This is a genomic window from Coprococcus sp. AF38-1, assembly GCF_003603945.1.
Lineage (GTDB): Bacteria > Bacillota > Clostridia > Lachnospirales > Lachnospiraceae > Coprococcus > Coprococcus aceti.
The window spans coordinates 142,489-167,676 of the sequence record NZ_QVGO01000003.1 but is presented as its reverse complement, the minus strand read 5'-3'; the positions used below and the strand labels follow the sequence as shown (position 1 = coordinate 167,676).

The 25,188-nt window shown below is 45.0% G+C and carries 25 protein-coding genes; 2 read left to right on the top strand and 23 right to left on the bottom strand.

Annotated features, from left to right (window positions below; all coding sequences use genetic code 11):
- Positions 1–26: 26 nt before the first annotated feature.
- From DW025_RS05300 to DW025_RS05275, 6 genes are all read right to left on the bottom strand, one after another.
- Positions 27–791: a hypothetical protein gene (locus DW025_RS05300; protein ID WP_119999081.1), complete on the bottom strand. Its 765-nt coding sequence runs from the start codon at positions 789–791 to the stop codon at positions 27–29.
- Positions 792–803: 12 nt separating this feature from the next.
- Positions 804–2,417 carry a type IV pilus assembly protein PilM gene (gene pilM / locus DW025_RS05295; RefSeq protein ID WP_119999079.1) on the bottom strand — a complete coding sequence of 538 codons (1,614 nt, stop codon included), beginning with the start codon at positions 2,415–2,417 and terminating at the stop codon, positions 804–806.
- A gap of 538 nt (positions 2,418–2,955) precedes the next feature.
- Positions 2,956–3,375, bottom strand: a complete 420-nt coding sequence (locus DW025_RS05290; RefSeq protein ID WP_119999077.1) for a prepilin-type N-terminal cleavage/methylation domain-containing protein — start codon at positions 3,373–3,375, stop codon at positions 2,956–2,958.
- A 235-nt stretch (positions 3,376–3,610) separates the two neighbouring features.
- A complete protein-coding gene (locus tag DW025_RS05285; protein ID WP_119999075.1) occupies positions 3,611–4,819 on the bottom strand; it encodes a type II secretion system F family protein in 1,209 nt (402 codons plus the stop codon).
- Positions 4,820–5,039: 220 nt separating this feature from the next.
- Positions 5,040–6,101 carry a type IV pilus twitching motility protein PilT gene (locus tag DW025_RS05280; protein ID WP_117548741.1) on the bottom strand — a complete coding sequence of 354 codons (1,062 nt, stop codon included), beginning with the start codon at positions 6,099–6,101 and terminating at the stop codon, positions 5,040–5,042.
- Between the two features lie 74 nt (positions 6,102–6,175).
- Positions 6,176–7,918, bottom strand: a complete 1,743-nt coding sequence (locus DW025_RS05275; protein WP_119999073.1) for a GspE/PulE family protein — start codon at positions 7,916–7,918, stop codon at positions 6,176–6,178.
- A 284-nt stretch (positions 7,919–8,202) separates the two neighbouring features.
- On the opposite strand from DW025_RS05275, the gene sigK reads away from it, so the two are divergent.
- Positions 8,203–8,823 carry an RNA polymerase sporulation sigma factor SigK gene (gene sigK, locus DW025_RS05270; RefSeq protein ID WP_119999072.1) on the top strand — a complete coding sequence of 207 codons (621 nt, stop codon included), beginning with the start codon at positions 8,203–8,205 and terminating at the stop codon, positions 8,821–8,823.
- A 19-nt stretch (positions 8,824–8,842) separates the two neighbouring features.
- Here sigK and DW025_RS05265 read toward each other — a convergent pair whose 3' ends face one another.
- From DW025_RS05265 to mtaB, 9 genes are all read right to left on the bottom strand, one after another.
- Positions 8,843–10,072 (bottom strand): peptidase U32 family protein, encoded by a 1,230-nt coding sequence (locus DW025_RS05265; RefSeq protein WP_022217244.1) that lies wholly within the window; start codon positions 10,070–10,072, stop codon positions 8,843–8,845.
- Positions 10,073–10,097: 25 nt separating this feature from the next.
- The gene (locus DW025_RS05260; RefSeq protein WP_117874710.1) at positions 10,098–10,739 is read right to left on the bottom strand and encodes an O-methyltransferase; all 642 of its coding nucleotides are present in this window, start codon (positions 10,737–10,739) and stop codon (positions 10,098–10,100) included.
- Between the two features lie 15 nt (positions 10,740–10,754).
- A complete protein-coding gene (locus DW025_RS05255) occupies positions 10,755–11,195 on the bottom strand; it encodes an endolytic transglycosylase MltG (RefSeq protein ID WP_022217242.1) in 441 nt (146 codons plus the stop codon).
- A gap of 45 nt (positions 11,196–11,240) precedes the next feature.
- On the bottom strand, positions 11,241–11,588 hold the full coding sequence (locus DW025_RS05250) for a YlbF family regulator (protein WP_015533125.1): 348 nt from the start codon (positions 11,586–11,588) through the stop codon (positions 11,241–11,243).
- 12 nt (positions 11,589–11,600) lie between these two features.
- A complete protein-coding gene (locus DW025_RS05245) occupies positions 11,601–13,265 on the bottom strand; it encodes a ribonuclease J (protein ID WP_022217240.1) in 1,665 nt (554 codons plus the stop codon).
- 5 nt (positions 13,266–13,270) lie between these two features.
- Positions 13,271–13,549 carry a DUF1292 domain-containing protein gene (locus DW025_RS05240; protein WP_015533126.1) on the bottom strand — a complete coding sequence of 93 codons (279 nt, stop codon included), beginning with the start codon at positions 13,547–13,549 and terminating at the stop codon, positions 13,271–13,273.
- 59 nt (positions 13,550–13,608) lie between these two features.
- Positions 13,609–14,058 (bottom strand): Holliday junction resolvase RuvX, encoded by a 450-nt coding sequence (gene ruvX / locus DW025_RS05235; protein WP_015533127.1) that lies wholly within the window; start codon positions 14,056–14,058, stop codon positions 13,609–13,611.
- 14 nt (positions 14,059–14,072) lie between these two features.
- Positions 14,073–14,330, bottom strand: coding sequence for an IreB family regulatory phosphoprotein (locus tag DW025_RS05230; protein WP_022217238.1), 258 nt, complete (start codon positions 14,328–14,330; stop codon positions 14,073–14,075).
- Between the two features lie 66 nt (positions 14,331–14,396).
- Positions 14,397–15,755, bottom strand: a complete 1,359-nt coding sequence (mtaB, locus tag DW025_RS05225) for a tRNA (N(6)-L-threonylcarbamoyladenosine(37)-C(2))-methylthiotransferase MtaB (RefSeq protein WP_022217237.1) — start codon at positions 15,753–15,755, stop codon at positions 14,397–14,399.
- 92 nt (positions 15,756–15,847) lie between these two features.
- Between mtaB and DW025_RS05220 the strand changes: the two genes are divergently transcribed.
- Complete coding sequence (locus tag DW025_RS05220; RefSeq protein ID WP_015533130.1) at positions 15,848–16,081, top strand: HPr family phosphocarrier protein; 234 nt, start codon at positions 15,848–15,850, stop codon at positions 16,079–16,081.
- 101 nt (positions 16,082–16,182) lie between these two features.
- On the opposite strand, the gene thiI is transcribed toward DW025_RS05220, so the two are convergent.
- From thiI to hrcA, 8 genes are all read right to left on the bottom strand, one after another.
- A complete protein-coding gene (thiI, locus tag DW025_RS05215; protein WP_022217236.1) occupies positions 16,183–17,370 on the bottom strand; it encodes a tRNA uracil 4-sulfurtransferase ThiI in 1,188 nt (395 codons plus the stop codon).
- Positions 17,371–17,378: 8 nt separating this feature from the next.
- Positions 17,379–18,524, bottom strand: coding sequence for a cysteine desulfurase family protein (locus tag DW025_RS05210; protein ID WP_119999070.1), 1,146 nt, complete (start codon positions 18,522–18,524; stop codon positions 17,379–17,381).
- A 77-nt stretch (positions 18,525–18,601) separates the two neighbouring features.
- Positions 18,602–19,360 (bottom strand): 16S rRNA (uracil(1498)-N(3))-methyltransferase, encoded by a 759-nt coding sequence (locus DW025_RS05205; protein WP_119999068.1) that lies wholly within the window; start codon positions 19,358–19,360, stop codon positions 18,602–18,604.
- A 28-nt stretch (positions 19,361–19,388) separates the two neighbouring features.
- Positions 19,389–20,351: a 50S ribosomal protein L11 methyltransferase gene (gene prmA, locus DW025_RS05200; protein ID WP_022217233.1), complete on the bottom strand. Its 963-nt coding sequence runs from the start codon at positions 20,349–20,351 to the stop codon at positions 19,389–19,391.
- A gap of 11 nt (positions 20,352–20,362) precedes the next feature.
- Positions 20,363–21,520: a molecular chaperone DnaJ gene (dnaJ, locus tag DW025_RS05195; RefSeq protein ID WP_055144029.1), complete on the bottom strand. Its 1,158-nt coding sequence runs from the start codon at positions 21,518–21,520 to the stop codon at positions 20,363–20,365.
- 26 nt (positions 21,521–21,546) lie between these two features.
- Positions 21,547–23,394, bottom strand: a complete 1,848-nt coding sequence (dnaK, locus tag DW025_RS05190) for a molecular chaperone DnaK (RefSeq protein WP_015533135.1) — start codon at positions 23,392–23,394, stop codon at positions 21,547–21,549.
- A 36-nt stretch (positions 23,395–23,430) separates the two neighbouring features.
- Positions 23,431–24,096 (bottom strand): nucleotide exchange factor GrpE, encoded by a 666-nt coding sequence (gene grpE, locus DW025_RS05185; RefSeq protein ID WP_119999066.1) that lies wholly within the window; start codon positions 24,094–24,096, stop codon positions 23,431–23,433.
- A gap of 37 nt (positions 24,097–24,133) precedes the next feature.
- Positions 24,134–25,174, bottom strand: a complete 1,041-nt coding sequence (gene hrcA / locus DW025_RS05180; RefSeq protein WP_117548732.1) for a heat-inducible transcriptional repressor HrcA — start codon at positions 25,172–25,174, stop codon at positions 24,134–24,136.
- Positions 25,175–25,188 lie beyond the last annotated feature (14 nt).

Genomic DNA, 25,188 nt, shown 5'->3' with positions numbered 1-25,188 from the left:
TGTTCACTCCATTTAAGTGTATGCATCTACTGGACTGTTGTTGTGGTCGTAGTCGTAGTAGACTTTACTGTTGGGTTTCCAAAGATGTTGTTTGTACCTGTCTGTACATTCACATCTGCGTGATCTGTAGTTCTGTCATCACCGTTTACTGCATATGAGGTTATAGTCATATCTCCCTCATACTTTCCTGTCTGATCGTTGAAGGCTATTGTCACATTATCAAGAGTCATTCTATAATCACCATTCTTGATGTAGTCGATGACATCCTTGATATCCTTGTAGTCTCCCTCGTATGTGACAGGGAATGATGCTGAATAGCAGTTGTAACCTGATGCTGTAGCTGCTGACTCATCTATAGTCACGTCAGATGCTGCTGCATCTGTTGAAGCACTTGAATTATCAGCAACGGTAACGTCGCCCACAGCGCCTGCGCCAAGTGTATAGAAAAGTGTCTCCTCCCCCATTGTTACAGTAGGGAAGTTGAACTTATACTTATCCTTTACACCCTGTAAATACATGATTGTGTTATCCTGATACAGCTCTGATGGAAATTCTGCAAGAACGGCCTCATAGTCTGCCTTGTACTTCTCAGTGTCAGCTATGTACTGCTGTCTGTTCGCATCCTTCTCAAGCAGGCTGTTATAATATGTCTGTCTCTCGTTGTACTGACTTTCAAAACTCTTCTTGTCATCAAAATTGCTCATGGCAAGGAATCTTATAGGAAGCACTAAAATAGCAATTCCCAATATGAATAATAATAGATTTCTCTGGCCCTTTGTGATTGAATCCATGATAGTCCCTCCTTAATTAACTGATACTTCATCTGTTGAAGTCTCGGTGTCATCTGCATTTACATCCTTGTAGATACATGTAACTGTAAAGTCGTATGTTGTATCCCCGCTCTGCTGATCCACATTCTCAGTGACAGACTGAACGAATGAATTGTCTATGCACTCTATATCCTTGAGGTTTATTGCAAATGCAGCTATATCCTCGTACGACTTCGTGTTACCTGTGAAACTAACCTCTGTTGAAGATGAATCAAACGCTGTAAGACTGATTCCCTTTGGCATCTTGTCCTCAAGCTCCGCAATAAGTGTTCCAACATTCTCATTGAGGTTCTCTGTGTAGCTGTACATATTCTGAGCATCCATGTATACAGACTCTGCATCTTCATAGTCCTGAACAATCTGCTCTATATCCTTGATTGAATCAATATCTCTATTCACCTGATCAAGTTTTGACTGAGCCTTATTCTTAGCTATAAATGAGTATGCTGTAACACCACCTGCAACGATTACTGCTATGATGATAAATGCAATAACAAGAGGTGTCGTGTCAACATTTTGCGAACTTCCCTTGCTGCCAGCATCATTGATTTCAAATCCCATAGGATCAAACGCCGCACCAATTGGAACCATGAGATATACAGGATTATAAATCTTAAGATCAATTTTAGGGTCAAATTTAATGTTGTACAATGTATCCATAACTCTGGTCGATACATTGAGCTGAACCTTGAACAGTCCATCGATTCCCTTTATAAGGGCTCCATCACCTGTGAGGAATACATCATCGATAGGCTTATCAGGATTTTTCGAAGTAAAGAAGTCCATAACTCGACCGATGTTGTTGATGAGATATCTGAACGCTCCTGTTATTGCGTTGTCGTCGAAATCTACCGTGAGAAGTCTTTCATTCTGAAGTAATGTCATGGCTGTTGTTGCATCCACGCCCTTCGCATCCATAACTTCATTCACAACAACATTTGTTCCGTATGGAACTGTTCTCTGAAGGAGAAGCGTGTCTCCTTTCACGATGTTAAGTACCGTTGATTCACTACCTAACTGGATTACCATAGTTGTCATAGCTTCTGTTGTCTGAGTCTTGATCAACTGAAGCATCGCATTACCAATATAATCAAGTGCCACTACTTTCAGTCCTGCCATCGCTGCGAGATCATAGTATGATCTAACCATATTCTCTGGCGCAGCAACTGCAAGGACTCTGAGCTGCTTGTTATTCTCTTCATCAGTAACGGTCTCAAGTACAGTGTGAGACACTACGTAATCCTCTATATTAACAGGGAAATACTCTGATGAGTTCGCATTAATAATTCCTTTGATTTTGTTTTCCTTAACGAAAGGTACAAGAACCTCTCTGTTAACAATCTTTGTAGAGGTAAGAACGAATATTGCATTCTTGTTTGTTATTCCATTTGCTGATAACTGTGACTTAATTGCCTCAGCTATTCTCTCCTTGTCTCTGATCACACCATCCTCATAGGCATCTTCCGGTGTCTCGAAGATTATCGCATTATGGATCGTCGACTGTTTTTTGTTTGAAGGTGTAACTTCAACGATTGTAATACTTTCATTTGTAATGTCGATTGTTAAAACTTTGTTATTACTCGCCATTTTAATAGCCTCCCTCGCTAATCAGTAGTTTTGTATGAGATTACTCCCATATTGCATTGAGTACCAGCTTACCGCTGTTCACCCCATCTAAATATTTTTCCAGACAAATTATATCTGGATAAAGGTCAACACTCTGTCACCTTTTTTTAGCTCACTCTCTCATATAATGACCCTTTTATATAGTAGAAAGTTTACCGAGAAAAATAAGTACCAGCTTCACTAGGTAAGCCAGTTGCCGCCATAAGTAATGCCATCCAGTCCTGCCGCATGTAACAAAACCGCCGACTGCAAAGAAAGAGTGAGTACAAAAGAAACCACATATCCCTTCGTATTCAACTCCTTGTATTAAATATAGCAACTGGGGAAATCCCAGTTACTATAGATATAAAAGTAGATCACAGCAGCATCTGGAGATGATTACACACACTGTCTGTACGAGGAATACAGTCTGCATAATCATCGTCCATGCTGCACTTATGCAACATCATTTATTGTTATCATTAACAATCCATAAGTTCACATAAGTAACACTAAGAGTTTACTTATATGCTGCGCATACGTCTGGATAAAGCTCTGAGTTATTAACTTTAATTGTGAATGTAGACTTATCAGAATTGATCGTTATGTCAAATGTATTGCCTTTATCATACTTAGGCTTAAACTTACTTGCACCAAGCTGACTTGTAACCTCAGATGTGAAAGCATCTCCACTTCCAAGCTGTGTTCCATCATCTGCAACATTATATGTAGTGGCATTACAATCATCATATGCAGCCTCAACTGAAAGGGCATTTGTAACTGCTGTAGCAATTGTCTGTGCATTTGATACATCAGTTGATCTTCTTGACTTTGCAATGTACTTGATAAGAGCTGGTGCAAGCGCTCCAGCAAGGATTGCCATAATAGCAATAACGATAATTAACTCTACAAGTGAGAAACCTTTGTTGTTTTTCTTCATAATATTACTCTCCTTTTTTAATTGTTGTTTGTTGTTTGTTGTTTTGTGCTATGCACTATATTAAACCGGCATCCTCGTTCTACCGGAATTAATCTTTATTGCGACGGATCATGCAGGTCATTCATGACACCATCCATGTGTACTTGTTAGATATATGCCATTTAATTATGCTTATTCAGGCAATCCCCTAACACTCTTTGTATGACAAACCTCATACTTACCTTATCGTAGCATCTTATACATTATCCATAGCATTGTACATACTCATAATCGGTCCATATACCGCTGCAACTATCATACCAACAACACCTGCAAGAAGAACCATAATCATAGGTTCCATAGCTGCTGTAAGCGCATTCGTTGCCGCCTCAACTTCTTCGTCATAGTAGTCAGCAACCTTGCTGAGCATCTCCTCTATATCTCCTGTCTCCTCTCCAATCTTTGTCATGGCCGAGAGCATAGAAGGAAGCATCGTCATATCCTTGAGCGGTTTTGAAAGCGGTACACCCTTGGACACCTGAACCTTAGCATCCATCAGGCCGTCTCTGATAATCTTGTTGTCCATCATCTTCGCAACCTGCTCAACCGCATCTATCATGGATATACCTGACGCCATCAGTGTGCTCATGGTCCTGGCAAATCTTGCACACGCCGTCTTCACATTCAGGTTGCCAAATATAGGTGCCTTAAGTCCTATGTTCGCAAAGAGCTGTTCACCAAACGGCGTCTTCTTGAAGAACTTAACACCGAATACTATCGCCGCAACTATGATTATGAGCAGCCACCACTTATACATGACAAAATCTGCCGCAGCCATCATCATACGAGTTGCGAGTGGAAGCTGAGTTCCCATCTCTTCAAACATACTTGAGAAGTTTGGTATAACCGCTACCAACACTACTATGATAACTATAACCATAACACAGAGAACTACGATAGGATATGTCATGGCACCCTTGATCTTGGATGACAATGCATTGTCCTTCTCGAAATGCTCTACCAGTCTGTCCAAGCAGACCTCAAGATTACCAGACATCTCACCGGCTGCCACCATGTTGATCATGATAGGCGGGAATACATCAGGGTTAACTCTGAGTGCATCTGCCAGAGTTCCACCTTTCTCTACATATGTACGGGCATCTGCTATAGCCTTTCGCAACGTCTTATTCTCGATCTGATCTCCCATCAGCTCCAGCGCGGATATGATGGTAACACCGGCCTTGATGACCGCTGAGAACTGTTTACAGAATACACCCAGATCTCTCGACTTGACCTTCTTCTTAAATCCTATGCCCCCCAGCGGACTGCTCTGCTCCGTCAGGCTCATGATAGAGTAGCCTTCCGACTTCAGCTTCTTCTCAGCTCCGTCTCTGTTAGGGGCCTCGATGGTACCTTTTTTGTTCTTACCATCTCTGTCAACAACCTTGTAATTAAATACTGCCATTGTCTCTCCTCCGACCCAATCTTAATATTCTTACGTTTTGTTCCCACTGCACTTTAAAAGCGCAATAATGCAACATAAATTATATGTAAAATATCTTACTATACCACACAGATTTAATCAACATTTAATTATTTGCACGTTATTTTTTAGACGATGTGCACAATGCGACTTGGTTATTATACCACATTTTCCCATATGGCAATCGATTATTCCATATATCTTACTGTCCGTTGATCTTCTTTCTCAGGTACTGCTGATCCTGTGCGTATGTCATAGCAACCTCTCTTGTGACGGTTCCTGAAGCATACAGATCATACAGCGCATCATCCATGGTAATCATACCTAAAGCTCTACTAGTCTGAATAGTTGACTGAATCTGGTGAGTCTTGGCCTCTCGTATCAGACTTCGTATAGCAGGCGATGCAAGCATTACCTCGAAGGCTGCAACTCGTCCGTTGCCGCTTGCTATAGGAAGAAGTGACTGTGAGATAACTCCCTCAAGAACCATTGCAAGCTGAACTCTTACCTGCTGCTGCTGGTTTGTAGGGAAGATATCTATGATACGATCGATGGTTGACGCCGCACCGATGGTATGCAGTGTGGAGAATACCAGATGTCCTGTCTCTGCAGCAGTTATGGCTGTGGAGATAGTCTCAAGGTCTCGCATCTCTCCTACGAGGATGATATCAGGATCCTCACGGAGTGCTGCACGAAGTGCATTGGCATAACTGAGTGTATCCATACCAACCTCTCGCTGGTTAACTATCGCCTTATTGTGATGGTGAATGTACTCTATAGGATCCTCCAGTGTGATGATGTGATCCGTAAGATTCTCATTCGCCTTGTTTATAATAGAAGCAAGCGTGGTTGACTTACCGGAACCTGTAGGTCCTGTTACGAGAACCAGTCCTCTCTTTCTCTTGTAAAGCTCAACAACCTCCCTTGGAATACCAAGCTGGTCAGGTCTTGGAATCTGAGTCTCAACTCGTCTGTACGCTGCTGCCATGTTTCCCTTGTCCATGAATACATTGACACGGAAACGTCCGGTCTCAGGTGAATCGAATGAGAAATCGACCTCTCCTCTGTCCTGAAGTATGGCCTTATGCCTGTCCTTCATAGTAGATCCAATTGCCTCTGCCGCATCAGCAGGTGACAGTGCCGGAACCTCAACCTCGGTGAGCTTACCGTTGATTCTGAGCTTAGGTGGTATACCTACAGCTATATGAACATCTGACGCCTTTGCTTCTACAGAGAAGGCAAGTAATTCCTTCATGTCTAACATAACTTGTCCCTTCCTTTCCCTTTTGCATTAATAATTACAATTTATATATAATCTCATTATATATCGTTTATATCTTACAGCTCTCCCATGTCCACTCCCTCGGCCACGGTCACTGTGCTGTGAACGATCTTGTTCATCTCAGCTATGGATGTGATACCGTCAAGAACGTGCTTGGCAGCTCCCATCTTCAGTGTGAGCATTCCTTCCTTCAGAGCCTGCTTCTCGATGACATCTGCTGTGGCTCCTGATGCGATAACCGCCTGAAGCGCTCTCGATACAGGCATCATCTCATACACACCGATACGTCCTGAGTATCCTGTGTCGTTACACAGTGGGCATCCCTGTGGCTCGTAGATGATGACATCCTCCTCGTCAGCCGGAACACCGAGCTGAACTCTCTCCTCATCCTCCACAAGTCTCGGCTGCTTACATGTGGTACAAAGTCTTCGCACAAGTCTCTGTGCAATAACTCCAACAACAGCATCACCGGCGATATATGACTCAATACCCATATCGATAAGACGGGTGATGGTCGAAGCCGCTGAGTTAGTATGCAGTGTTGACACAACCAAATGTCCTGTGATAGCGGCCTGTACGGCGATTCCTGCTGTCTCACCGTCTCGGATCTCTCCTATCATGATGATATCCGGATCCTGACGAAGGATAGATCTGAGGGCTGCCGCGAAGGTCATGTCCGCTTTGTTGTTAACCTGTACCTGATTTATACCATTGATGTTCGCCTCGACAGGGTCCTCAACGGTGATGATGTTAACATCCTCTGTATTCAGCTCACTGAGTGATGTGTACAGTGTGGTTGATTTTCCCGATCCTGTAGGTCCCGTTACAAGGATGATACCATGTGGGTTGCTGAGGATGTTATCGAAAACCTTCTCCTGCTCTGCATCGAAACCAAGGGCACTCTTCGGTTTTGTAAGACCGTCCTTGGATGTAAGTCTCATAACCGTCTTCTCTCCGAAAACTGTTGGAAGGATAGAAACACGGACATCAAACTCTCTTCTGTCAACCATGATGGTGATACGACCATCCTGTGGTTTTCTCTTCTCTGCTATATCCATACCGCCTATGATCTTGATACGTGCTGTGATACCAGCCAGTATGCTGAGGTCATATGACATAACCTGCTTAAGTGCACCATCTATTCTGTATCTGACTCTGACACTGTTCTCCAGAGCCTCTATATGTATATCTGACGCTCTCTGTCTTACTCCGCCTTCAATAATCTGCTTAACAAGGAGAACGATAGGTGAGTTGTCAATCTCCTCATTGCCCTCTTCCTCGTCACCGCCGCCCAAGGCGCTCGCCTGCTCCTGCCTGTACGCCTCTGCCGCCTCCATAGCCTGAGCACTTCCGTAATACTTATCTATAGCGTTCTTTATACCCTCCTCCGAGGCGAGCATCGGCTCAACCTGAAGGTTGGTGACAAGTCCTATATCGTCCATGGCCATGATATCCATAGGATCCGCCATGGCTACCTTGAGGATGTTCGGGTTATCAGGATCTATCTCTATAGGTATGGCCTGATACTTGGTGACCATGTTCTCAGGCACCATGTGTATAACCTTCTCCTCGATCTTAGCTCCCTTGAGCTCTATGTAGTCAATTCCCAACTGGGTTGTAAGTACCGTAATCAGCATGTCGTTACTTATAAATCCCAGATCAACCAGGGCGTTACCGAGCTTTCTGCCGGTCTCCTTCTGCTTTGCAAGTCCTTCCTGAAGCTGCTCCTCCGTGATAGCCCCCGCTGCTACAAGGACATCTCCAATTCTGATCTTCTTACGTCCCACGCTTAATCGCATTCTCTAAATACCCTCCTCACGTCTCTCGCAATCCTGCGCACAGGCAGAATTATCCAAATACCTAAAGCGTATTATATCACAGTATTTTCACATTTTAAACATTTTGTACATATTTTGATATATTTTTTTGCACATTTATCAGATTTCGGCAATTTTACAGGGTGGATAAGCACTATTTCTGCACAATAAACATATTATATAAGCAAGCTGACTGTACTAATTGTAAAATAGCCCGTCCAACAAATGTGCAGCCGGTACAATCAATTTACGGGAGCAGTTAATATATGGAAGCGTTTAAAAACCCACTAACTCCCGAAGAAGAAAAAAAATATATTGCGCTGTGCCTGTCCGGTGACAAGGCTGCCCGCAGCATTCTGATAGAGTACAATCTCCGTCTGGTCGCCCACATATCCAGAAAGTACAATTCCGCCGTGAGGGATCCCGAGGATCTTCTGTCCATAGGCACGATAGGTCTCATCAAAGCCATAGACAGCTACAGACCCGACAAAGGTTGCAAACTGTCAGGATACGCCGCCAAATGTATCGAAAACGAGCTTCTCATGACTCTCCGCCACGAGAAGAAGAAGGCGCGTGAGGTCTCGATCTACGATCCCATCGGCACTGATAAAGAGGGTAACGAGATCGTCATCCTTGACATCATAGGTTCGGAGAACGTCAACGTTCTGGACAAAATGATACAGGATGACCACCTGTGCCTGCTCCCCTCCTGCATATCATCGCTCCTCTCCTCCAGAGAAAGAGAGATCATATGTATGCGCTATGGTCTCGGCGGACAGTCACCTCTCACGCAGAAGGAGGTCGCCTGTACGCTCGGAATCTCCAGATCTTATGTATCGCGCATAGAGAAAAAGGCTCTCGGGAAATTAAGAGGATGCCTGGATTGACATCCAGACATCCTTATGATCACTCTTTTCTTCTCAGTATAATACCGGTCTCAAGCTCCTTATCAAGCTTCACCCTCAATTTCTGCTTTGGATGTGGCGCAGAGTCCATGCTGTTTTCTTCCTCGTCGTATATCGCCTGAACCTCGCACTCTATATTTGTTCCATCAAAGCCCATGGCTTCAAGCTTCTCTCCCACCAGAAACTTATTCTTCTGCTCAAAGCATACACAGCCATCCGGGGTAACCTCTCTCACAGTTCCAATATACGTATAGTTTTTTACATATGTGTTGCTATCATATATCTGTGATTCTGAGTCTGTCTTCCCGAAATAAAATCCCGTTGTGAACTGCCTGTATGTGCATTTGGCTATCTCTCTCTTGTAGTATTCCATGTTTGCTCTGTACTTCTCTTCTGACTCCATATAATCATCTATGGCTTTTCTGTAGGTTCTGGCAACGGTCGCCACATACAGAGCAGTCTTCATACGCCCCTCTATCTTGAAACTGTCTATTCCGGCTTCCATCATCTCCGGGATGTACTCTATCATGCACAGATCCTTGGAGTTAAATATATATGTTCCTCTGTCGTCCTCGTTGACAGTCATATACTCTCCCGGTCTGGTCTCCTCGACGATGGAATACTTCCATCTGCACGGATGGGTGCACGCACCATGATTTGCATCCCTGCCTGTGAAGTAGTTGCTGAGAAGGCATCTTCCTGAATATGATATGCACATAGCGCCATGGATAAATGACTCTATCTCCATATCGTCCGGTATGTTTGCTCTTATCTGTGATATCTCCGCAAGGGACAGTTCTCTGGCAGACACAACCCGCTTTATGCCGTGGTCATACCAGAACTTGTATGTCATGTAGTTCGTGTTGTTGGCCTGTGTGCTTATGTGTAATTCCATATCCGGCATAGTCTCCCGAGCTATGGTAAACACGCCCGGATCGGATACAAGAACAGCGTCCACACCTGTATCTTTCAGCTCGCCAAAATAAGCTCTTATTCCATCCAGATCATAGTTGTGTGCAAATATATTGGCTGTCACATACACCTTGGCATTATGTGCATGGGCATATTCCACGCCCTGTTTCATCTCTTCTATGGAAAAGTTGTCTGCTTTCGCTCTGAGGCCAAATGCCTGTCCGCCTATATACACTGCGTCAGCTCCATAGTCCACGGCCACCTTGAGCGTGTCCAGTCCGCCCGCCGGGACAAGAAGCTCTGGTTTCTTATCTCTCATATCGTTTCCTCCAACCATTTTTCGTTTATTTCCTGATACTGAGGCTCATTCCATCCCCTATATTGAGTATGGCCGTCTCCAAATGTTCATTGTGGGTGAGCTCGTACAGGTATTCTCTCATCCTTGAATGTATCGTTCTGTTTCTTCTGGTAACTGCAAATCTGCTCTCAAGGACATCTCCGTCCTGAAGCACGTTGTCGCAGAGCAATACCCCCTTTGGGGCAAGCAGCCGTATAGCCTCCGTGAAAAAATTGCCATACTGACCCTTAGCTGCATCCATGAACACCATGTCATAGCTTTCTGTCATCTCTGGTAATATCTCCAGTGCATCGCCCTCAAGCAGAGTAATCTTGTCTGAAGCCCCGGCTCTGACTATATTCTTCTTCGCCTCTTCTATTCTCGGCTGATAATTCTCTATAGTTGTTATATGTGCGTCATCATCCAGAAATCTACTCATAAAAATGGCAGAAAAGCCAACGGCTGAACCTATCTCAAGAATCTTCTTCGGCCTGTTCATAAGAATCAACATCTTGATGAACTCTCCAGCCTCTCGTCTTATGATAGGTACCCTGTTCTCTTCTGCCTCTCTTCTGATCGAGGTCACAACCTCATCGTAGTCTGTATTGAAGGAATTGATAAATGACGCAAGTCTTTCATCACATACCATAATTATCCTCTCTGTCTATTCCTCAGCACTGTCCTCACCGGAGGAATCATCACTGCTGTCTCCGCTGCTATCCCCCGAGGAACTCTTGCCATTTCCCGTTATGATCTCTATTATCTCCTGATTTGTATCGCTCGGTGCTATCTGATATGTACCAGGCTGGATATCATCTGCATATCCGCCTATTCTGACCTTCAGTATAAAAGCGTATTTGTCCTTGATGACCTCCGCCGTCTTAAGGGAATCCGCCACATCAAGAAGCGGCTCGTCCTGAGTTATCTGTATAGTTGCCTTACGGTTGCTGCCCGGATCCGCAGCCCTTGTGGCAAACACCTGATACGCAAAATCATACGAGTATGAGAAAGCCTTTACCAATATAAATAAAATACATACATTGATGAATAGTCCAAAAAGGAACCTCAGAATCTTCTTCATACTTCTAGCACTATCTAAAGCCATAATCGTTATTCTCCTTGTTCACAAATACATCCCAGCCAGCGCGAATCACCGGGCGTCCTCATCTATGATATCGAAATCAAGATCGTCCGCTATCTGTTCATATACAAGCTTCATCATTCTCACCAGCTTCTGCTCCGCCCTGATAAAGTCATTGACTATAGTATCATGGACTATGGAGTCATATTCCATGAATAGATTATTAACTTCATCATATGGATTGTCAAGCATTTCGTTATTCTGTATTTCATAATTTTTCTTACGAAATTCCATGAGCTGCTGAAGTTTTTCTGGTTTCTGTCTAAGTTTATCCTTGCAATACTGATAATTCTTGTAGACATCAGAATCCTTGATGCACGCATTCAATTGTCTGCTAAGTTCCAATGTATCTGTCATTTTCTCACCCTTCTACACCTCTGTGATTATAGGAAGGATCATAGGGCTTCTCTTTGTCCTCTTCCAGAGAAATTCTCCCATGTCATCCTTTATCACGGATTTGATCTTACCCCAGTCTGTCACGCCGCGGCTCAGGCATCTGTCGAGAGCCTCCTGACATGTGATCCTGCAGTCTTCCATAAGTGTCTCAGACTCCCTGACGTACACGAAGCCTCTTGACACTATATCCGGTCCTGCAACAAGCTGGTTGCTGTATCTGTCCAGGGTCACAACTATGATTATGAGGCCATTCTGTGACAGAAGCTGTCTGTCTCTGAGGACGATATTTCCAACATCTCCAACTCCAAGTCCATCCACAAACACTCCCTGTGCAGGAACCTTGCCGACAACGTCGAACTTCTCCTCACCGATCTCAAGAACATCGCCTGTGGTCATGATCTTGACATTCTCCTTAGGGATTCCCATCTCAACTGCAAGCTCTGCATGTCTCTTGAGGTGTCTATACTCACCGTGGACAGGTATTGCATATTTCGGTCTTGTGAGCGCATATATAAGCTTGAGCTCCTCACGGCAGGCATGGCCGGATACGTGTGTATCCTCAAATATAACGTGTGCCCCCTTCGCCTCGAGCTCATTTATAACCTTGAATACCGCCTTTTCATTTCCCGGTATAGGATGTGAGCTGAAAATGACCACATCACCAGGCTTTATGGCTACTTTATTGTGTATGGATGCAGCTATACGTGACAGCGCAGCCATGTTCTCTCCCTGACTTCCCGTGGTGATGAGAACAACCTTCTCATCCGGGTAGTTCTTCATCTCGCTTATATCTATGAGTGTGTTATCCGGTATGTTGATATATCCAAGCTCGGACGCCGTGGTGATGATGTTCACCATGCTTCGTCCCTCTATGACAGCCTTTCTGCCATACTTGTAAGCTGAATTGATGATCTGCTGTACTCTGTCAACGTTGGATGCAAATGTCGCTATGATGATCCTGTGATCCTTGTTGTCGTTGAACAGGTTGTCAAATGTTCTTCCCACTGTCTTCTCTGACTGTGTGAAGCCCTCCTTCTCAGCATTTGTCGAGTCAGCCATGAGTGCAAGCACACCCTTCTTGCCGAGCTCAGCAAATCTCTGAAGATCTATGGTTCCACCAAATACCGGTGTGTAGTCTATCTTGAAATCTCCGGTGTGGACAATAAGTCCGGCCGGTGTGTATATGGCAAGGGCCGCCGAATCTGCTATGGAGTGGTTTGTTCTGATGAATTCCACTCTAAATGCCCCAAGATTTATATTCTGACCATACTTTACAACCTTTCTTCTGGTGTTGTTCATAAGGTTGTGTTCCTTCAGTTTGTTCTCTATAAGACCCATGGTCAGCTTGGTCGCATAGATCGGCATGTTTAATTCTTTCTCAATGTACGGTATGGCTCCTATGTGATCCTCATGTCCATGGGTAACCACGAGTCCCCTGACCTTGTCCGCGTTTTCCTTGAGATAGGTGACATCAGGAATTACCAGATCGATTCCTAACATGTCGTCCTCAGGGAATGCCAGTCCGCAGTCAATGACTATGATAGAGTCCTCATACTCTATCGCAGTGATATTCATTCCAATCTGTTCCAGACCGCCCAAAGGAATGATTTTCACTGTCTCTTTATTATTCTTATTCAATTTTCTTATACCTCCAAATTTACGTCCTCAAGCAGCTCGTCAAATATCTTGATGACCGCCTCTAATTCATTTTCATCTTCCACAATATCGTATGCTGCCATCTCTTCCGTATCAGCTCCGTTGTTCTCGCGAAGGATAAGGAATGATTCATCATCCGCCTTGTCTATAACGAACAGATAATTCACGCCGCCAAGTGTGGTCTGCTCCACAACCGAGAATTCCACTTCTGTTCCATCTTCTGCTTCAAATATGATACTGTTGTCCGTCTTCCTGTTCTCTGCCATATAAACCTCTTAATACTTCTTCAGGCGTACACAAAACAAAGGCAGAAGGTCTGTGTCTATCACAGACTGCTGCACTTCGCATCAAGATAGTTCTGCAGTATGACCGCAGCCGCCATCTTGTCTATGTACGTCTTCCTGTTCTCTCTTCTCACTCCGCTGTCCATAAGGATCCGCTCTGCCTCCACAGTGGTAAGGCGCTCATCCCACAGAACAACCTCAAGTCCTGTTCTGCGCTCAAGATCCTCCTTGAATGCCTGGGTGGCCTCGCATCTGTCTCCCTCTGAATTGTTCATGTTCTTCGGGTAGCCAAGCACTATCAGCTCTATGCGGTCGCGCTCTCCTGCCGCTCCATACTCTTCAAGTATGGCCTCTATGCGGGCAAGTGTCTGTCTCAGCTTGTTCGCCGACTTTCTCTCTATCGTCTCCAGCGGCTGGGCAGTCATCTTGAGCGGATCGCTCACGGCAACTCCCACCGTCTTGGTTCCATAGTCAAGTCCCAATATTCTCATACTATTCTTTTCCTTTACACGAGGTTATTCTTGATGTAGTCCTCAAGTAAAACCTCAATGATCTCGTCTCTCTCCACCTTCATGATCAGGCTTCGCGCATTCTTGTAGCTTGTGATATATGTCGGGTCACCGCTCATTATGTACCCAACAACCTGGCTTACCGGATTATATCCTTTCTCGGTAAGTGCATCGTATACTTCTCCAATTATCTCGCGTACGTCCACTGTCGCGTCCTTGATTGGAACAATATTCTGTGTACTTTCGTTATTCATCAAATCACGTCCTCATCTTGTTATTATCTCATGAGCCAATTAACATTCCTATTCTAATATAAAAAACTACAAAAGTAAAGGAAGGTTTCCCCCATTTTGGGTATATGTCACATACACAAAGCTGTTCACAAAACTCTCCGGCATGGATATGTCGCCCACATCTATGAGTATATCCATGTATCTCTCCGTATGTCCCCTGAGATATGTCTTATTGTCCTTTTTTACAACCTCTTCCACCAGAACTTCAAGCTCACAGCCCTCAAACTGGGCTTCATATGCGGTCTTGTTGTCATGGGCAAGCTTAAGCAGCACATCGCTTCGCTCATTCTTTATCTCAGGGGCAACCTGCTCTTTCATGGCGGCAGCGACTGTTCCCTTTCTCGGAGAATACTTGAATATATGCATCTCATACAGATTGAGCTCCGTCAGATATCTTACAGTCTCTGCAAATTCTTCCTCAGTCTCTCCCGGGAAGCCCACTATCACATCCGTGGTGAGCGCTGGGGACTTATACGCCTTTCTCAGCATGTCACATTTTTCAAAGTATTGCTTGCAAGTATACTTTCTGTTCATTCTCTTGAGCACTGAATCACAGCCACTCTGCAGGCTCAGATGGAAGTGTGGACATACTTTCGAATTGGATGAAATTCTCTCCACAAACTCCTCTGTTATTATCCCCGGCTCAAGTGAACCAAGCCTTATTCTCTTGATTCCTTTGATTTTTGAGATAGCCTCTATAAGCTCTATAAGTGCTCCCTCATTATTCTTATCTTTGCCATATGACGATATGTGTATACCGGTAAGCACAACTTCTTTTATTCCTGCCTCCGCAAGCTCTGATACTTCTGCAAGGATCGCCTCCTGGCTTCTGCTTCTTATCCTTCCTCTTACATACGGGATTATGCAGTATGAGCAGAACTGATTGCAGCCGTCCTGGATCTTGACATATGCCCTTGTGTGTCCCACAGGGACATGGCCGCCCATCTCCTCGTACTCAGTCTCTCTGGATATATCCACGAAGTATTCCATGGCTTCATGATCCTTACCCGGGGCATTTTTTCCATTGTTTCTCACATTAATATAATCATTAACTATTTCTGTGATACTTTTCTTCTTATTGTTGCTTATTACTATATCTATAGCTTCATCCTGCTCGAGAATCTCTCTGGCTGACTGCACATAGCATCCTGCGGCTATCACTATTCCATCAGGATTCATCTTTCTGGCTCTGTGAAGCATCTGCCTTGATTTTTTGTCCGCAATATTGGTCACAGAACAGGTATTTACTATATATATATCTGCTTTTTCGTCAAATTCCACTATATTTGCACCGGCAGCCTTCAGCATGTCGAGCATGCTGTCAGTCTCCGCCTGATTGACTTTGCAGCCAAGTGTTGTGGCAGCCACAGACATTCCTTTTAGCATGTATTTTACACTCCTTATATTGACTTTTGTATTCTATAAAAATATAATAATGACAGTACATAAAAAACTTACAAGGGTTAGGAGGACTATTTATGACAGCAGTTAAGATTTCTTTAAACTCAATCGATAAGGTCAAGAGCTTTTGCAATGACATTGCAAAATTTGACGCAGAATTCGACCTCGTATCAGGACGTTACGTAATTGATGCAAAGTCAATCATGGGTATTTTCAGTCTTGATATCTCAAAGCCTATCGAACTTAACATTCATGCAGAGAGCGGTATCGATGAGATCATGGCTACTCTGAAGCCATACCTCGCAGAATAATATCTATTCTGCCCCGTATGTTATATGGATCTGATAATCAAAGAGATGCTTATTATGAAGCATCTCTTTTTTGTTGTCTTTTATCACTGTTTTATATTGTTTTACTGCTTTGCGCGACACATAACGACCTCTGCCGTATCTACAGCCTTGCGGTACAATGGCTCGATGATTCCTGTGAGCTTTGCCTCCGACTTCTCTATCGCAGAGAGAACCGGATGTGTAACCGGATGCTTTGCAACAAATGTCGTACAGCAATCCTCGTATGGCAGTATAGATGTCTCGTATGTTCCGATCTTCTCTGATATGTCTACTATCTCCTGCTTATCCATACCTATACATGGTCTGAACACCGGCATGGTGCTGACCTGGTTGATAACGTTCAGGCTGAACACAGTCTGGCTTGAAACCTGGCCTATGCTCTCTCCTGTTATCGTACACTGACAGTCATTCTTCTCAGCCAGTTCCTCCGCTATCTTGATCATGTATCTCTTCATGATGATCGTAAGCTCCTCATGAGGACAGTTGTCGTATATTGCCATCTGTACATCGGCAAAGTTGACAACATGGAGTCTGATGGCTCCTGAGTAGTCGGCCACAAGACATGCCAGATCTATAACCTTCTGCTTTGCTCTCTCGCTTGTGAACGGAGGTGCGTGGAAATATACTGCCTCCACAACAACTCCTCTCTTGGCTATCATATACGCCGCAACAGGGCTGTCTATACCGCCTGACAGAAGTGCCATTCCTCTGCCGTTCGTTCCAACCGGCAGTCCTCCCGGGCCAGGTATGGTGATCGAATAGATATATGCTACCTTTCTGATCTCCACATTGATTATCTCCTGAGGTGAGTGCACATCCACTGCAAGATCAGGGAACGCCTCAAGGAGGAAATGTCCAAGCTCGGCGCTTACCTCCATGGAAGTCATAGGATATGTCTTGTCATTTCTTCTGGTGAACACCTTGAATGTGAAGTTTTTTCTGTCGTATGCCTTTTCAACATAATCTATTACCTTCTGCTTGAGGTTCTCAAACTCTGTGTTCTCCTCAACCACAACAGGACATATTCCAACGATACCAAACACCTTTCCAAGGGCATTTACCACATCCTCATAGTCGTAATCCGACTTGCACTCAACAAATATTCTTCCCTGCTCCTTGCGGATATAGAAATCTCCGTAAGGCTTCAGCTTTCTGTTGATGTTCTTGCAGAGTATGTCTTCAAATATATATCTGTTCTTTCCCTTTGTGCCTATCTCGGCATACTTTATCATAAATGCCTTGTACTGCATATTTCCTCCTATTTCTTCCTCACATATCTTCTGAGTATCGGTAAAAGCTCCTTGCAGCACTCGACTGCATAATCTATCTGTTCCATTGTATTCTCCGGTGAAAAACTAAATCTCAGCGTGGACTCAAGCTTCTCAGGCGGCAGGCCTATGGCTTTCAGCGTGTTGCTTGTGGAATGTTTATTCGATGAACATGCTGAACCGGATGAGACATATATACCCTTCTCTTCCAGAGCATGAAGCATGACCTCACTTCGCACTCCCTTGAAGGTTATGCTGGCTATATGGGGCGCATCCCCGGAATTACTGTACACATCGTCTATCTGTGTGAGTTCATCTATAAGATGTTCCCTGAGTTCTCTCATGTGCGCTACATTTGCATCGAGATCTCTGTAGGTCATCTCGGCAGCCAGTGCCATTCCTGCTATTCCCGGTACATTCTCTGTTCCTGACCGCATTCCGCCCTGCTGGCCTCCGCCGTATATCACAGGCTTGACCTTGACTCTGTCCTTTATGAACAGTGCTCCAACGCCCTTTGGTCCGTGGAATTTATGGCTGCTTATGGACATCATGTCTATTCCCATACGCTTCGGGTATATCACATATTTGCCAAATGCCTGTATGGCATCCACATGGAAGAGTACATTCGGATTCTTCTCCTTTATGCGTCTGGCAATATCCTCCACCGGCATGACAGCACCTATCTCATTGTTGACGTACATGACTGACACTATGATCGTATCGTCATCTACCTCATCTACCAACCGGTCAACATCTACCACGCCATCACTTCCGGTCGGGATCCTGACAACATCAAAGCCCATATCCTCAAGGAATGTCAGCGGACTGCCGACTGACGCATGCTCGACTACAGTTGTGATGATCTTGTTGCCCGCTCTCCTGTTGGCAAGTGCTCCTCCTATCAGAGCCATGTTGTTGGATTCTGTTCCTCCCGATGTGAACACGATCTCCTTCGACTGAACCTTGAGCAGCCTGGCTATCTTATCCCTGGCATCGCTCACGTATCTGGCCGCATCCACACCCTTCTGGTGCAGTGATGACGGATTGCCGTAGTCCTGTTCCATTAGCTTTACCACAAGATCTCTCACCTCCGGGTAAACCGGGGTAGTCGCTGAATTGTCAAAATATGCTTCCATGTTGTCTTCCACCATTCCGAAACCGATATACGTCCGGCTTCAAGCTTCTTTCTTTCACTAATCTCTACAATATTGTTCTAATTGTCCCTGTCGGCACTGAACATGATGATCGACATAACCGCCAGTCCGGCCGTCTCAGTGCGCAGTATCCTGTGTCCAAGAGTTATACATTCCGCCCCGGCCGCCATTGCCTGTTCCACTTCTTCCCTGGCAAAGCCACCCTCCGGGCCTATGAATACCCCCAGACTTCTGCGGGCAGAGGACGGTGCTGTCACATCAGCGATGATCTGTCTGGACTTTGCAAGTCCCTTCGCCTCCTCATATGGAATTATATTCATATCAAGAGTCTTTGCCATCTCTATCGCCTGTGCAAATGTTACCGGCTCCGTGATCTCAGGGACGATTCCCCTTCCGGACTGTTTTGCAGCAGACTCCGCTATGATCCGGCATCTCTCGGTCTTCTTTGCAGCCTTCTTCGCATCAAGCTTCACTATGGTGCGCGCAGTGAATACCGGAACTATCCGGCAGACACCGAGCTCCACCATCTTCTGTACTATAAGATCCATCTTATCCGACTTCGGATATCCCTGAAACAGGGTAACCTCCACCGGAAGCTCTGCAAAGTTATCATTCACATCCTCGACGCGGCACAGAACCTCGTCTCTGCCAAGCTCCGATATACTGCACGTATAATCTCTTCCTCTGCCGTTACTGACAGTTATCTCCTGACCCACTTTAAGGCGGAGAACGTTCTTTATATGGTTAACGTCTCCGCCTGTTATGCTTATATCTGTTCCTATATCTCTGCCATCTACGTCTACAAAGAATCTGTTCATATATGATTATTTCCTCTCACACGCTGGTTCATACATGCTTTTTTGCGACAAAGCTTACCCAGTCATTCATGTAGACAGTATCTACGATATCGAAGTTATTGTCAAGAAGAGCCTGTCTGACCTCATCCTCTTTTATGTTTATAATGCCCGATGATATAAAAATACCATCATCCTTCATAAACTTCTGAACTACAGCCGACATTGGAATTATAACGTCTGCAAGGATATTTGCAACTACTATATCATAATTTGCGCCTATTGACTCTACCAGTTTCTGGTCTTCAAGGACATTTCCGCACTTGAATTCCACAGCCTCGGCAGGAATATGGTTCACATCTCTGTTCTCTCCCGCCACATCAACAGCGATCGGATCTATGTCTATACCGAGAACATGCTTTGCACCCAGCTTATTGCAAACAAATGACAGGATACCGCTTCCGCTTCCGGCATCGAGTATCTCATCTCCATCCTTCATGTACTTCTTGAGCTGGCCTATGCACAGTCTCGTTGTCTCATGGGAACCTGTTCCAAATGCTGTTCCGGGATCTATCTCAATAACTATATCCTCGTCCGTTGCATCCTCCGGCACTTCCTCCCAGGTTGGCTTGATGATAATATTGTCATACAGTCTGAATGGCTTGAAGTAGGCCTTCCAGTTGTCTCTCCAGTCCTCTTCCTTCGTCTCACTCTCGGTTATCTTGCCCGTTCCGACAGGAAGGAACTCTGACAGTCTCCTGATCTCTGCAGCCACCTTATCCTTTATCTCCTGCACGTCAAATGTATCGTCAAGGAAACAGGACACCTTTGCAGTTCCATCATTTTCCGGCATATCATCCGGCAGGAGATCGACAAACATCGTCTCCATCTCCTCCTCAGTGAGGGGAATATTATCTTCTATCTGAACACCCAAAACGCCTTCCTCTTCGAGGAAGGCGCTTATGAGGTCTTCAGCTTCACATGTTGTATCTATTGTGAGCTTCGTCCATTTCATATATTTTATACCTACTTTTTCTTTCTTCTCTTGTGATCGCCAAATGTAAATGGTCCTGCTGAATCTGTTGCAGGTCTTGTCTCTACAAGTGTTGCCTGCTCATACTGGTTTAGGATCTTCTTCTGCTCCTCTGTGAGCTTCTCCGGCACCTGTACAACAAGTGTTACATAGTGATCGCCTCGCTGAGTTGGGTTCTTGAGGTTAGGTACTCCTTTGCCCTTCAGCTTTATACGTGTATCTGTCTGTGTTCCTGGTGGTATGGTGTAATCAACCTCTCCTTCGATGGTGTTGATCTTGATAACTCCACCAAGTGCTGCCTGTGTAAATGTGATAGGCTCTGATGAATACAGATTGTACTCCTGTCTCTGGAAGTTTGGATGACGATCAACAAGTATGGTAACTGTAAGATCTCCTCTCTCACCACCGTTGATACCAGGCTCACCCTTTCCTTTGATTCGGATGTTAGTACCATTGTCTACTCCTGGTGGAATAGCTATCTGTATCTTCTTTCTGCTCTTTACATATCCTGTTCCTGCACAGTTGCTGCACTTGTATCTGATGATCTTACCAGATCCACTACAATCAGGACATGTCTGAACATTACGTACAACTCCAAAAAGTGACTGCTGTGTTGTCACTATCTGGCCCTTACCGCCGCACTTGCCGCAGACCTCAGGCTGGTGTCCCGGCTGTGAACCGGTTCCCTTACATACATCACACTCATCCTTCAGTGGGAGCTCAAGCTCCTTCTGGGTTCCGAATATAGCCTCCTCAAAGGCTACTCTGATGGTTGTCTTGATGTTTGCGCCCTTCATAGGACCATTTGTATTTCTCTGACGGCTTGCGCCACCGAACATATCTCCAAATATATCTCCAAAGATATCTCCCATGTCCGCGAAGTCAAATCCACCAAATCCGCCGGCACCGCCGCCGTTCTGGTCGAATGCTGCATGGCCAAACTGATCATACTTTGCACGTTTCTCAGGGTCACTGAGGACTGAATAAGCTTCAGCTGCTTCTTTGAATTTCTCTGCAGCCTCTTCATCACCAGGGTTCATATCCGGGTGGTATTTTTTTGCTACCACTCGGTATGCCCTTTTGATCTCGGCTTCAGAGGCTCCCTTGGTTACACCAAGGACTTCATAATAATCGGTCTTTGTCTCTGCCATAGCCTTTACCTTTCATCCTCTATATATTAAACCTCTGTGAAATCTCCATCTACAACATCGCCATCTGAGTAATCAGGTGTGCCTGCGCCTGTTCCTGCGTTTGCTCCAGGACCGTTCTGCTCATAGAGCTTTGAGAACAGGTTCTGTGCGCTCTCCATCAGCTTATCCTTAGCTGCCTTGATCTTATCTACATCTGCATCGCTCATGTTCTCTGCATCTGTGCTGTCTATCGCTGCTCTTAAGGAGTCAAGATCTGCCTTTACGCCAGCCTTGTCAGAATCTGAAAGCTTATCTCCTACCTCGCCGAGTGCCTTCTCTGTCTGGAATGCAAGTGCATCTGCCTCATTTCTTGCCTCGATGCCTTCCTTACGCTTCTTATCCTGAGCCTCGTACTCTGCTGCTTCCTTAACTGCTCTATCGATATCATCATCTGAAAGTGATGTTCCTGATGTGATAGTGATGTGCTGCTCTCTTCCTGTTCCGAGATCCTTTGCTGATACATTTACGATACCATTTGCATCGATATCGAATGTAACCTCAATCTGTGGAACACCACGTCTTGCTGGAGCGATACCATCAAGTCTGAATCTGCCAAGGCTCTTATTGTCCTTTGCGAACTGTCTCTCACCCTGTACTACGTTGATATCAACTGCATCCTGATTATCCTGTGCTGTTGAGAAAATCTGGCTCTTCTTTGTAGGGATTGTTGTATTTCTCTCGATAAGGTGAGTAGCTATACCACCCATTGTCTCGATTGAAAGTGTAAGTGGTGTAACATCCAGAAGAAGGATCTCGCCTGCACCGGCATCTCCGGCAAGCTTACCACCCTGGATACAAGCACCGATAGCAACACACTCATCAGGGTTGATTCCCTTGAATGGCTCCTTACCTGTAAGTCTCTTAACCTCTTCCTGTACTGCTATGATACGGGTTGAACCACCGACAAGAAGTACCTTGTCAAGGTCTGCTGCTGTAAGTCCTGCATCAGCAAGTGCTGTGTTAACAGGGCCCTTTGTTCTGTCTACAAGATCTGCTGTAAGCTCATCGAACTTAGCTCTTGTAAGGTTCATATCGAAATGCTTTGGTCCATCCTGGTTTGCTGTGATGAAAGGAAGGTTGATATTGGTTGTTGTAGCTGATGACAGCTCCTTCTTTGCCTTCTCTGCTGCTTCCTTTAATCTCTGCATAGCCATCTTATCGCCTGAAAGGTCGATGCCCTCTGCCTTCTTGAATTCATCAAGCATATACTGTGTAATTGCGTTATCGAAGTCATCACCACCGAGCTTGTTATCGCCGGCTGTTGCAAGAACCTCGATGACACCCTCACCGATCTCAATGATAGATACATCGAATGTACCACCACCTAAATCGTAAACCATGATTCTCTGCTCCTGCTCGTTGTCAAGACCATATGAAAGAGCTGCTGCTGTAGGCTCGTTGATGATACGCTTTACATCAAGACCTGCGATCTTACCGGCATCCTTTGTTGCCTGTCTCTGTCCATCTGAGAAGTAAGCAGGAACTGTGATAACTGCCTCTGTAACCTTCTCTCCTAAGTATCCCTCTGCATCTGACTTCAGCTTCTGAAGGATCATTGCTGAAATCTCCTGTGGTGAATACTTCTTGCCATCTATCTCTACTCTGTAATCTGATCCCATGTGACGCTTGATAGATGAAATTGTCTTATCTGCGTTTGTAACTGCCTGACGCTTTGCAGGCTCACCTACTACTCTCTCTCCTGTCTTCAGGAATCCTACTACTGAAGGTGTTGTTCTCATACCCTCTGAGTTAGCTATAACTACAGGCTTACCACCTTCCATAACTGCTACACATGAATTTGTTGTACCTAAGTCAATACCTATAATCTTACCCATTGTCTTTTCCTCCTAGAAAAAAATTTCATGATTGATTTAATTTGCAACCTTTACCATGCTGAATCTCAGCACCTGATCCTTGTACATGTAACCCTTCTGCATCTCTTCAACGATTACATTCTCTTCGTAGTTGTCATCCTCTACATGCATCACTGCATTGTGGAATGTAGGATCAAACTGTTCCCCGGCGCAATCCATAGGCTTTACACCTATGCTTTCCAATGACGTCATAAGCTGCTTATATATATTTGCAACTCCCGACTCGAATGGTCTGTCCTTATCCTCATCAGGAATGGCTGCCATTGCTCTCTCAAAATTGTCTACCACAGGAAGGAGCTTCTCAAGAACTCCCTTTGCACCTATGTCGTACAATTTGCCTGACTCTTTTTCATTTCTCTGGCGGATGTTCTCACACTCCGCAAGAAGTCTTGTGTACTTTGTCTCTGCATCCTTGCAGCGTTCCTTGAGCTTCTCGTTCTCCTCACGGAGAGCCTTGCCTCCACGTCTGTTCTCCTTTGCAACATGCTGTGGCTTTGCAGCCTCTGCCTGCTCCTCCGGAACGTCAATGGTCTCACCGACCTTGACTTCTGACTCAACGTCATCCTTTATCTCTGCTGAAGCATCTCCAACTATGGTCTCGGCTGCTGTCTGCTCTGTCTTAACCTTCTTGTCGGATGCAGTACTGTTATTGCTATCAGCCATTACATATCCTCCTATTCATCGTTATAATCTTATCTGTCTATCCATTGTTGTTAAATATGTCATCAAGCTCCCCGGTGAGTTCCTTGAGCATGCTCACAACTTTCTTGTAATCCATCCTCTTCGGTCCGATTATTCCTATCGTTCCTTTTGCGCCCTCCGGCATCTTGTATGTTGCTGTTACAAGGGAGCAATCCTTCAGGTTTTCATCGCTGTTCTCCTGTCCTATCAGGATCTGTATGTCGCTGTCCTGCTGGATCACATCCTCCACATGTTTTGCAAATTCTTCTTTGTCCTCTATGTCTTCCAGTGTTCCGAGCAGCTTCTCTGCGGATGACGTGTTCGCCAGCTCAGGGTACTTGAGTACATTCGTTGCTCCACTGGTATAAACCTTGAGATCATCGGCCTCATGGATCGCCTCCATGATTCCCTGAAATATCGTCTCAAGGATCTCTGCATATTCACCTGCCTGAACCTTCATGGTCTGTATAAGTTCAAGATTGATATCCTGAAGTGCCGCGCCCTGAAGGAAGGTATTTAGCAGAATATTAAATTTTAAAATATCTTCATTCTTCAGGCTGTACGTCGTCTTGATCAGCTTATTCTTGACTATATTGCCATCAACCATGATGACCGCCAGCAATGTGGCCTCATCAACCTGTGACAACTGGATGAACTTTACTGTGTTGTTGTACTGTGGCATCGTAACCAGTGTTGCGTACTGTGTGTTCGCCGCAAGCACCTTTGCCACCTGCTTGAGAAGCTTCTCGAGCTTATCAACTCTATTCAGCAGATTCTCTCGCTCTGTCTGATCCTCTGCTTTCTCTTCATCCCTGTCTGCCATGATGCTGTCAACATAAAACCTGTAACCTGCATCTGTTGGGACTCTTCCTGCCGATGCATGTGGCTGGCATATATAACCCATATCCTCAAGATCTGACATCTCATTTCTTATGGTAGCCGGGCTGACATTCATGTCGGCCAACTTGGAAATGGTTCTCGATCCAACGGGCTCTCCAGTCTCCAGGTAATTCGAAACGATCGCTTTTAGAATTCTGACTTTTCTCTCGTCAAGTTCCATACTCTCATTCCTTT